The sequence below is a fragment of the Haloferula sargassicola genome (assembly GCF_040362925.1).
In the GTDB taxonomy this organism is placed as follows: domain Bacteria; phylum Verrucomicrobiota; class Verrucomicrobiia; order Verrucomicrobiales; family Akkermansiaceae; genus Haloferula; species Haloferula sargassicola.
This window is the reverse complement of sequence record NZ_BAABRI010000008.1, coordinates 34,697-45,730: the sequence shown is the minus strand read 5'-3', so window position 1 is coordinate 45,730 and position 11,034 is coordinate 34,697. Positions and strand designations below refer to the sequence as shown.

5 protein-coding genes are annotated in these 11,034 nt (G+C 63.5%); 2 read left to right on the top strand and 3 right to left on the bottom strand.

What is annotated here, in order from left to right; translation table 11 throughout:
* Window positions 1-168: 168 nt before the first annotated feature.
* The gene (locus ABXH26_RS08255) at window positions 169-1,635 is read left to right on the top strand and encodes an OmpA family protein (RefSeq protein ID WP_353566576.1); all 1,467 of its coding nucleotides are present in this window, start codon (window positions 169-171) and stop codon (window positions 1,633-1,635) included.
* A 4-nt stretch (window positions 1,636-1,639) separates the two neighbouring features.
* Here ABXH26_RS08255 and ABXH26_RS08250 read toward each other — a convergent pair whose 3' ends face one another.
* Window positions 1,640-1,999, bottom strand: a complete 360-nt coding sequence (locus ABXH26_RS08250; RefSeq protein ID WP_353566575.1) for a hypothetical protein — start codon at window positions 1,997-1,999, stop codon at window positions 1,640-1,642.
* A 400-nt stretch (window positions 2,000-2,399) separates the two neighbouring features.
* On the opposite strand from ABXH26_RS08250, the gene ABXH26_RS08245 reads away from it, so the two are divergent.
* On the top strand, window positions 2,400-2,630 hold the full coding sequence (locus tag ABXH26_RS08245) for a hypothetical protein (protein WP_353566574.1): 231 nt from the start codon (window positions 2,400-2,402) through the stop codon (window positions 2,628-2,630).
* 94 nt (window positions 2,631-2,724) lie between these two features.
* Here ABXH26_RS08245 and rpoC read toward each other — a convergent pair whose 3' ends face one another.
* Complete coding sequence (rpoC, locus tag ABXH26_RS08240) at window positions 2,725-6,885, bottom strand: DNA-directed RNA polymerase subunit beta' (protein WP_353566573.1); 4,161 nt, start codon at window positions 6,883-6,885, stop codon at window positions 2,725-2,727.
* 35 nt (window positions 6,886-6,920) lie between these two features.
* A complete protein-coding gene (rpoB, locus tag ABXH26_RS08235; RefSeq protein ID WP_353566572.1) occupies window positions 6,921-10,871 on the bottom strand; it encodes a DNA-directed RNA polymerase subunit beta in 3,951 nt (1,316 codons plus the stop codon).
* Between the last annotated feature and the right edge of the window lie 163 nt (window positions 10,872-11,034).

The window sequence follows — 11,034 nt, the reverse complement described above, 5'->3', positions numbered from 1 at the left end:
CCCGGAGTTCGGGCGCGATCCATCATGTCGACCGGATTCAGGAATTGCAGATTGCAGGCGAAAAAGGTCCCGTCCGGCAATTTGCGCCGCCGGTTTCCCACCCGCGGCGTCGAAAGCCCGAGCCTTCAAGGAAACTTCGGCGGCACGCATCGCGCGACAGCCCTTCCCATGAAAACTCCACCTTCCATCACTGCCACTCTTGCCGCCCTGCTGACCCTCGCGCCCCTCACGGGTCCGATCGCTTTCGCGAAAGACACGGCCAACCCCGAGTCGCAACCGGTCCGCGACAGCGCCCGCGCGGCAGGCGAGGAATCGACTCCGGTTCGCGACCCGAACGATGCCGCCAATCCCGAGTCCAAGGAAGTTCGTGATACGACTCCTCTCACCAGCCGGGAAACGCAGCCGTCCCGTGATTCCGACCCCAAGGCCTCCCCCGACTCCGAGCCGGTGCGGGATGACAGCTCCAAGGCTTCCCCTGAAGCCCGGAGAGTTGAAGACAACGAGCCCGAAGCCAGTCCCGAGGCCACTCCGGAAATGGACTCCTCCCGAGGCCAGGCCGGCGATGATTCGCATCCGGTTCAAGACCGCGAAGATTCCAAGGCCTCGCCGGAAGCCCGGTCGCTGAAGGACCGGGATCCTTCGAAGGCCTCTCCCGATGCCCGGCCTTTGGAGGATGCTCCCGCCGTTTCACCCACCGCGCCCCTGCCGGAAACCGACCGCTCCCCCGGCTCGATTCCCCCCGTCGAAGAAGCCACCAGCAGCTTGGAGGAAGACCTTCAGGCCACCAAGCTGGATCTCAAGGGAGAAGACTCCGCGATGGCGGTCATCGAGCAGGTCCTGGGCGCGGAGGGACCGGTGTCGCGCGCCGAGGTGGCCCGGGAGGAGCAAACCTTGCGCGTCGGAATGGATGACGAGATGTCCCCCGCCGATCGAGACGTGCATCAGCAAGCCGTCGACTTCATCCGCGCCCGCCTCAACGGCAGGGAATCGGCCGATCTCGCCCCCGAGTTTTTCCGCACCTCCATCCGCGATCCGAGACCGATGAGCAACGAGGCGGGCGAAACCAACGAAGTCCCCGCCCGCTTCGCGGATCATGGAAAGCGCTATGTCACTTATCCGGACCGCGCCGCGATTCCGGCAGTGCTTCTCGCTTCGGCCGCCCTCGACCGGGTCGCCATCCAGCCGTTGAAGGAGGCGCGGAAGACGGTGCCGGCCGACTGGGACAAGCTGCCCGAGTCCGAACGGGCCGATCAGGCGCAAGTGGTCTCCTATGCGATCGATGATAATTCGATGCTCTCCAGCAATGACATCCTGTTCATGGAAGGCAGCACCCAGCTGGCCGACGATCATTCCTTCGCCATGCTCCATGCCCTCGGCGATGCGATCAGCGGGGGCGGTTTGGAAAACGACCGCTTCGTGATCGAGGTCCACACCGCGGCGGGCAGCAGCTCGGCGCGCAAGCTGACCCAGCACCGTGCTGAATCGATCGCCCGTGCGTTGGTGCGCGAGGGCGTTGATCCCACGCGGCTGATTCCGATCGGCCACGGAGATACCGAAGCTCGCTTCCCCGCGGATGCCGACCCCAGCCTGCGCCAAGTCGATCAGCGGGTGATCATTTTCCGCAGCGGAACCTGAAGGCCTATTCCTGTGGCGTTTCCGTGACGATCAGATTCGGATCGGCGGGAACGCGCAGGCACTTCTTTTCACTGGGGGGAAAGGTGGGGTCCACCACCAGGGTTCCCGGCGGTATCCCCTTCACGTCGATGATCTTGTTGTTGAAGGGGCTGAAAACGAAGCCGGCCTTGCCCGGCACCGCCGTCGCAACCGCCGGACCATCGCCCGGCTCTTTCTCCTCGACTTCGGGAACCACGAAATAGCCGTGTTCATCATCGGGAAACTCCGGATCCCTCATCACCGTGCCGGCCTCAAGACCCTCGATGAACACCTCCTTGCCTGACATCGGGCTGATGGCATATCCCGCCTTGGTTATCTTCGCCACCGGCCGCCCTTCGGTCTTGGGAGGCCGGACCCTCAGTTTCGGGGAAACCCCCTCGGTCGCATTGTCGGAGGCGACGGAGGGCTCGATCGACGAAGAGCCCACGGAGCGGGATCCCGCACCATCGGAGGGCGGGACACCGTCCGCATCCTTTTCATCACAACTTCCCAAGAGACCCAGAGAAAGACCGGCCAAAGCTATCCATTTCATACCCCTTAACTCCTGTCGGATTCACATCGGTTCGTCAATGGGTTCGTTCCCAGCCGGGCGAACACGCTCCCCCCTTGCGACGCGCCCGCAGGATGGCCCAGACTCCGCGCAAGCATGGAAGACGCCTCCTCGAACCCCTACGCCCCGCCGACGACGTTGGGCAGTCCACTACTCCCACCGGAACTGCCGAACCGTGCTAACTTCCGGGCCGAGGGCCGCCGTTGTTCTCGCAGCCACCACCGACAATGACTCCACCGCCGGCGCCTGCGGGCTCGGAGGCACTCTGCTGGTGATTTTTTCCCTGATCGCGATCATTGTCTCCAATCCGATCAAGCCGGTGGGTCACAAGGAGGGATGGTTCAAGCTCAAGGGCTGCTCCCGCGACCTGCTGGCCACCCTGCCGCAAGGGCGACCCTCGGTTTGAGGAAAAAGCCCGCCTCCTCCGGCTGAGCGGGGTTTCCGGGGAAACAAAAAAGCCGGCCCCGCGGATGGCGGGACCGGCTGGAAGGAATCGGTCGTCAGGCGCTCTCGACTTCGGTCGCGGGAGCCTCGTCCTCTTCGGACACGGGCTCCTCGAAGACCGGCTCGGGTTCCTCGACGGTGAACTCGATCTCGCTGTCGCGGTGGCGCTCGAAACCGGTGCCGGCGGGGATCAGGTGACCCATGATCACGTTCTCCTTGAAGCCGCTGAGGTAGTCGATCTTGCCGAGGGTGGCCGCTTCGGTCAGCACGCGGGTGGTATCCTGGAAGGACGCCGCGGAGATGAACGAGTCGGTTTCCAGCGAGGCCTTGGTGATGCCCAATAGCACCGCTTCGGCTTCGGCCGGCTTACCCCCGTTGGCGATGATCTGCTCATTGACCTGATTGAAGGTCGTGCGGTCGATCTGGTCGCCCCACAGGAACTGGTCGGCATCGCCCGGGTCGGTGATCTTCACCTTGCGCAGCATCTGGCGGATGATGATCTCGATGTGCTTGTCGTTGATTTCCACACCCTGGACACGATAGACCGACTGGACTTCGTTGACCAGGTGCTCCTGAAGCTCCTGGGCACCGCAGGCCTCGAGAAGGTCCTCCGGAGAAACCGGGCCTTCCGTGATCTGGTCGCCCCGCTTCACCTGGTCACCTTCGGTCACGATGATGTGACGGCCCATGGGCACGAGGTGATCGACGCTCTCGCCGCTTTCCGGATCGGTGGCGATGACCTTCTTCTTGCCGCGGACCGTGCCGCCGAAGGAGATCTCGCCATCGATTTTGGCGATGACGCAGGCATCCTTGGGCTTGCGGGCTTCGAACAACTCGGCCACCCGCGGAAGACCGCCGGTGATGTCCTTGGTGCGGGCCACCTTCCGGGGAGTCTTGGCGAGCTGCACACCGCCGGCCACCTTGCTGTTTTCCTTCACGGAAAGGTGGGCCCCGACCGGAATCGAGTAGCTGGCGAGCACGTCGCCGCTCTTCGGATCCACGATCACGACCTGCGGGTGGAGGTCCTCCTTGTGCTCGGTGACGACCATGCCCTTCTTGCCGGTCGACTTGTCCGTTTCCGACTGGACGGTGATGCCCGCGATCATGTCGCGGAACTCCACCTTACCGGCCTTCTCGGTGATGATCGGCACGTTGTAGGGGTCCCAGGTGGCGATCGTCGCACCCTTCTTCACTTCCTCGCCATCCTTGATCTCGATGACCGAGCCGATGACGATGTTGTGGGCCTCGAGTTCCAGGCCGCCCTTGTCGCGGACGGAAAGCGAACCGTTCTTGTTGAGCACGACCCAGTTGCCCTCGTCGTTCTGCACGACGCGCAGGTCCTTGTAGACGACCACGCCGTTGTTCTTGGCGTTGATGATCGGCTGCTTGAAGGTCGAGGCCGCCACACCCCCCACGTGGAAGGTCCGCATGGTGAGCTGGGTGCCGGGTTCGCCGATCGACTGGGCGGCGATGATGCCGACCGCTTCACCGATCTTGACGCTCTTGCCGGTCGCCAGGTTGAGGCCGTAGCACTTCGCGCAGCAGCCGCGTTCCGACTCGCAGGTGAGGACGGAACGGATCTTCAACTGTTCGTAACCGATCCGCTCGGCGGCATCGGCGCGCTTTTCATCGACGAGGTCATCGACGGCGATCAGCGTTTCACCCGAAACCGGATCCTTCACGGCCTCGCACGAGGTGCGGCCGTAGATGCGTGTCGCCAGCGAGGCGGCTTCCTCATCGCCGTCGTAGATCGGACGGACGATGATGCCATTGACGGTGCCGCAGTCAGGTTCGGTGACGATCACGTCCTGGGCCACGTCGACCAGCTTGCGGGTCATGTAACCGGAGTCCGCGGTCTTGAGCGCGGTATCCGCCAGACCCTTGCGGGCGCCGTGGGTGGAGATGAAGTACTCGAGCACCGACAGACCCTCGCGGAAGTTCGAGGTAATCGGGCGTTCGATGATCTCACCGGACGGCTTGGCCATCAGGCCGCGCATGCCGGAGAGCTGCTTGATCTGCGACTTGTTGCCCCGGGCGCCTGAGTCGACCATCATGAACAGCGGGCTGATGCCCTTGCCGTCGTTGTGCTCCAGCTTGCGATAAAGCGCGGAGGCGATGGTGTCGGTGGCGTGGGTCCAAATGTCGATGACCTTCTGGTAGCGCTCGCCATCGGTGATGACGCCGTTGCGATACTGCTTGGTGACCTTTTCGACGTCCTCGTAGGCCTTGGCGATGATGGCCGGCTTTTCCTCCGGGATCACCATGTCGACGATACCGATCGAGGTGCCGGAGCGGGAAGCTTCGCGGAAACCAAGGCCCTTCAGGAGGTCGAGGGTCTCCACCGTCTTCTGCTGGCCGGCAACCTGGTAGCAACGCCAGATCACGTCTCCCATCTGCTTCTTGCCGACGGTCTTGTTGATGAAGCCGAGCTTTTCGGGCCAGATTTCGTTGAAACGAACACGGCCCGGGGTGGTCTCGATGATCTTCACGTCGTCCACGCCATAGACCGTGCCCTTGGTCCCGAAGTTGGGGTTCCGGAGGCGGATCCAAGTGTGGTAGCCGATCTTGCGCGAGGCGATCGCGAACTCGACTTCCGAGGAATTCTCGAACAGCGGCAGGTGCTCCTGCTTGTCGCGGTCGGCCTGGGTGCGGGTCGGCGCCCAGGTCAGGTAGTAGGAACCCAGAATGATGTCCTGCGACGGCGTCGTGATCGGGCGACCGGACGCGGGCGAGAAGATGTTGTTCGGCGCGAGCATCAGCTGGCGCGCCTCCATCTGGGCCTCGACCGAGAGCGGCACGTGCACGGCCATCTGGTCACCGTCGAAGTCCGCGTTGTAGGCGGTGCAGACGAGCGGGTGGACACGGATCGCCGAACCTTCGATCAGCTTCGGCTCGAAAGCCTGGATCGAAAGGCGGTGCAGCGTGGGCGCGCGGTTCAGCATCACCGGGTGACCCTTGGTCACCTCGGCGAGGATGTCCCACACCTCGGTGGTCTTGCGGTCGATCATCTTCTTCGCCGAGCGAACCGTGTGGCAGTAGCCGAGTTCCTTGAGGCGACGGATGATGAAGGGCTCGAACAGGGTGAGAGCCATCTTCTTGGGAAGACCGCACTGGTTGAGCTTCAGCTCGGGACCAATGACGATGACGGAACGGCCCGAGTAGTCGACCCGCTTGCCGAGGAGGTTCTGGCGGAAACGACCACCCTTGCCCTTGAGCATGTCGCTGAGGGACTTGAGTGGACGGTTGCCGGCACCGGTCACGGCGCGGCCGTGGCGGCCGTTGTCGAACAGGGCGTCGACGGCTTCCTGCAGCATCCGCTTTTCGTTGCGGATGATGACCTCCGGCGTTTTGAGCTGGAGGAGGTTCTTGAGCCGGTTGTTGCGGTTGATGACCCGGCGGTAGAGGTCGTTGAGGTCGGAGGTCGCGAAGCGGCCACCTTCCAGCGGAACCAGCGGACGGAGGTCCGGAGGAATCACGGGAAGGACCGTCATGATCATCCACTCGGGACGGCTCTTCGACTGGGCGAAGCCCTGCGAGATCTTGAGACGCTTGGAGAGCTTCTTCTTGTTCTGCTTGGAGCGGGTCGTCGCGAGTTCTTCCTCAAGCTGCTTCTGCAGCTCGACCAGGTCCACCTGCGAGAGCAGATCCTGGAGGGCCTCGGCCCCCATGCCGGCGCGGAAGCTTTCCTCGCCATAGGTGTCCTCGGCCTCACGCAGCTCGGTCTCGGTGAGCAGCTGGCCACGCTCGAGCGGGGTGTTTCCCGGCTCGGTGACGATGTAGTCCTCGTAGTAGATGACGCGCTCGAGTTGGCGGGCGCTGATGTCGAGCACCAGGCCGATGCGCGAGGGCATGCACTTGTAGAACCAGATGTGCGACACGGGCACGGCCAGCTCGATGTGGCCCATGCGCTCGCGGCGCACGCGGCTCAGGGTGACTTCCACGCCGCAACGGTCGCAGACGACGCCCTTGTGCTTGATGCGCTTGTACTTGCCGCAGGCGCACTCCCAGTCCCGGGTGGGACCGAAAATCCGCTCGCAGAACAGACCGCCTTTCTCGGGCTTGAAGGTCCGGTAGTTGATGGTTTCCGGGTTTTTGACCTCTCCCTTGGACCAGGAGCGGATCGTGTCCGGCGCGGCCACCGTGATCGACACCTGATCGAAGGCGTCGGGCTTTTCGTCGACACCGAAGAGTTCGCGGAGGTTGGTTTCAACACTCATGTTGGTAATGGGTCGTAGTTGGGTGGTGGCTGGAATCAGAGGGTGAGGTCGTCGAGGTTGAAGTCATCGGCGGCAGCAGTTCCAGCGGCTCCGAGCTCCGAACCCCGCTTGCCGGGACGCACGTCCAGGCCGAGGGATTGCATTTCCTTGATGAGGACGTTGAACGACTCGGGCGTGCCCGCCTCGAGGTTGTTGTCGCCCTTGACGATGGCTTCGTAGATCCGGGTCCGGCCCTGCACGTCGTCGGACTTGACGGTGAGCAGCTCCTGCAGGGTGTAGGCGGCACCGTAAGCTTCGAGCGCCCACACTTCCATTTCCCCGAACCGCTGGCCGCCGTATTGCGCCTTACCCCCGAGCGGCTGCTGGGTGACGAGCGAGTAGGGACCGACGGCACGGGCGTGGATCTTGTCGGCCACCAGGTGACCGAGCTTCAGCATGTAGATGTAGCCGACCACGACCGGTTGGTGGAAGGCCTCGCCGGTGCGACCGTCGTAGAGGGTCGACTTACCGCCGATGGAGCCGTCCTTGCCGTCACCGATCCAGGTAAACCCGCGGCCTTCCGGCTCGTTGGGCTTCCGTTCGCGGGATTTCTGGCTGCCGTCGCCGATGATGTTCACGCCATCGACCTTCTTGGCCTCGGTCATGAACTCCCAGATTTTCGCTTCGGGGATCCCGTCGAAAATCGGGGTGGCCACCTTGAAGCCGAGCGCCTTGGCGGCGACGCCGAGGTGGGTTTCAAGCACCTGGCCGACGTTCATCCGCGAAGGCACGCCGAGCGGGTTGAGGCAGATGTCGACCGGGGTGCCGTCGTCGAGGAAAGGCATGTCCTCCTCGGGCACGATGGTCGCGACCACACCCTTGTTGCCGTGGCGGCCGGCCATCTTGTCCCCCACCGACAGCTTGCGCTTGGCGGCGACGAAGACCTTGACCTCCTTGATGACGCCGGGATCGACATCGTCGCCGGCTTCGAGCTGGTCGAGCTTGCGCTCACGCTCGTTGTCGAGCTCGGCGAAGCGACCTTCGAAAGAACCGATGATTTCGAGGATCTTGTTCCGGATCGGGGACGGGTCGATTTCGATGTGATCGTGGACGGCGGCCAGCTTGCGCAGCAGCGTCTTGGTGATCTTGCGGTTGGCCGGGATGATGATCTCGCCGGTCTGGGCGTTGACCACGTCGAGCGGAATCTTTTCGCCAAGCAGGATGTCCGAGAGCTTCTCGGTCAGGTCATCGGTGAGCTTGTCGGCTTTTTTCTTGTGCTCGTCGTTGATCTTCTTGAGCTGCTTCTTGAGCTCGGTCGGATCGACCTTCTCGGCGCGCTTGCGGGCGGTGCCGTGGGAGGAAACGCGGATGTCCTGGACGATGCCGGTGCAGCCCGAGGGGACGCGCAGCGAGGTGTCCTTCACGTCGGCGGCCTTTTCCCCGAAGATCGCGCGCAGCAGGCGCTCTTCCGGGGCAAGCTCCGTCTCCGACTTCGGCGTGATCTTGCCGATCAGGATGTCGCCGGGCTTCACCTCGGCGCCGATGCGGATGATGCCGTCGTGGTCGAGGTTGCGCAGCGCGTCCTCGCCGACGTTTGGGATGTCGCGGGTGATTTCCTCCGGACCGAGCTTGGTGTCACGTGCGGCGACCTCGAACTCGGAGATGTGGATGGAGGTGTAGATGTCCTCCTTCACCACGCGTTCGGAGATGACGATGGCATCCTCGAAGTTGTAGCCGTTCCACGGCATGAACGCGACCAGCACGTTGCGGCCGAGGGCCAGTTCGCCGTCCTCGGTGTTCGGGCCGTCGGCGAGCACGTCGCCCTTCTTGATCTTCTGGCCCGCCTTGACGATCGGCTTCTGGTTGATGCAGGTGCCGGCGTTCGAGCGCATGAACTTGCGCAGCGGATAGGCGAAGACGCCCTTCTTGACGTTGGTTTTCACCGACTCCGGATCGGAAAGGAACTTCTCGTCGGAAACGGGAAGCTTGCCGTCCTCGGTGGTGATGATCATTTCCGCGGTCGCGGCGGCCACGATGCCATCGGCTTCGGACACCACCACGGCGCGGGAATCGCGGGCGGTCTTGCCCTCGAGGCCGGTGCCGACGAGCGGCGACTCGGAAACGAGCAGCGGCACGCCCTGGCGTTGCATGTTCGAGCCCATGAGCGCGCGGTTGGCGTCGTCGTGCTCGAGGAACGGGATCAGACCGGCCGCCACGGAGACGAGCTGCTTCGGCGACACGTCCATGTAGTCGACGGTCGCCGGGTCCACTTCGATGAACTCACCGCCGGCTTCGCGGGCGGTGACCTTCTCGTTGAGGAACTTGCCGGACTTGTCGATCGGGTTGTTCGCCTGGGCGATGAGGAACTTTTCCTCCTGGTCGGCGGTCAGGTACTCGATGTCGTTCGAAACCTTGCTGCCCTTGACGCGGCGGTAGGGAGTTTCGATGAAACCGAACTCGTTGATGCGCGCATAGGTGCACATCGAGTTGATCAGACCGATGTTGGGACCTTCCGGGGTCTCGATCGGGCAGATCCGTCCGTAGTGGGACGGGTGGACGTCGCGCACCTCAAAGCCGGCGCGGTCGCGGTTCAGACCGCCCGGGCCGAGGGCCGAGAGGCGGCGCTTGTGGGTCAGCTCGGCCAGAGGGTTGGTCTGGTCCATGAACTGCGAGAGCTGGGACCGGCCGAAGAAGTCACGCACGACGGCCGAGAGGGCCTTCGGGTTGATCAGCTTCTGCGGGGTCATGCCCTCGATGTTCACGTCGAACAGGGTCATGCGCTCCTTCACCAGGCGCTCGGTGCGGGCGAGGCCCACGCGGCACTGGTTGGCGAGGAGTTCACCCACGGCGCGGACGCGGCGGGAGCCGAGGTGGTCGATGTCATCGATCACACCCTCGCCCTTCTTGAGGCGGAGGAGATACTTGGTGGCGGCGAGGAAGTCCTCGGACACCATGATGCGCTGGTCGGAATCGATCCCGATCTCGAGCTTGCTGTTGATCTTGTAACGACCGACGCGGGTCAGGTCGTACTTCTTCGGGTCGAAGAACAGGCGCTTCAGAAGGGCGCGGGCGTTGGCAGCGGTCGGCGGGTCGCCGGGGCGCAGCTTGCGGTAGATGTCCTTCAGCGCGCTTTCCTCATCGTGGGCCGGGTCCTTGCGGAGCGACTTGAGAAGGATTTCGTCCTCGCGGCCGTCGATCACGTCGACCTGCTTGTTTCCGAGGGCCAGCAGTTGCTTGACGATGCCGATGGTGAGCGGCTCGTAGGCCTTGGCGACGACCAGCTCACCGTCGAGGATGTCCTCGAACGGCACCTTGTGGCCGAGCTCCTGCTCGTCCATGTCGTCCTTCAGCTTGAGCTTCTCGATGGTGTAGAAGTTCGAGACGATGTCGCGGTCGGTCGGGAAACCGAGAGCCCGCAGGAAGGTCGTCGCGAGGAACTTCCGCCGACGGCGGCGGCGGTCGAGGTAAACGTAGAGCAGGTCGTTGGTGTCGAACTGCACTTCCAGCCAGGATCCGCGGTCGGGGATGATGCGGAAGCTGTGCAGGGTCTTGCCGTTGAGGTGCTGGGAGGTTTCGAAGCAGATGCCCGGCGAGCGGTGCAGCTGGGAAACGATCACGCGCTCGGCGCCGTTGATGATGAAGGTGCCGCGGCGGGTCATCATCGGCAGCTCGCCCATGTAGACGCGCTCCTTTTTGACGCCGGTTTCGTCCTTCAGCTTGAAGTTGACGTAGAGGGCGGCGGAGAAGCTTTCACCGGTGCGCAGGGCATCGAGCGAGGTGATCTTGGGGTCCTCGATGTCGTAGGATTCGAAGTCGAGCTCGATCGCTTCGTCGTAGCTCTTGATCGGGAACACCTCGCGGAACACGGCCTGGAGACCGTTGTCGCCCCGGTCGCCGGGCGGAATGTCTTTGGAGAGGAAATCCTCGTAGGAGCGGCTCTGAACCTCGATCAGGTTCGGCGCATCGATCACTTCCTCGATTTTCCCGAAATGGAGACGGCTGGCCATGATGTCTGTAATGTTTGCGGGGTGCGGTTTAAGCCCGGGCCGAAGGCTCGGCCGGGCGAAATTCTTGGATCAGGATTTGGAGCTTGAATCCGGGATCGGCGCGAAAGGTCGATGCGAGTGAATCGGGGACGTTTCGCGCCGGCGCCGGAGCCGGGAAATCCGG

Coding starts and splice junctions, on each gene's coding strand:
- ABXH26_RS08255 (WP_353566576.1), top strand. CDS start 169: ATGAAAACTCCACCTTCCATCACTGCCACTCTTGCCGCCCTGCTGACC.
- rpoC (WP_353566573.1), bottom strand. CDS start 6,885: ATGAGTGTTGAAACCAACCTCCGCGAACTCTTCGGTGTCGACGAAAAG.
- rpoB (WP_353566572.1), bottom strand. CDS start 10,871: ATGGCCAGCCGTCTCCATTTCGGGAAAATCGAGGAAGTGATCGATGCG.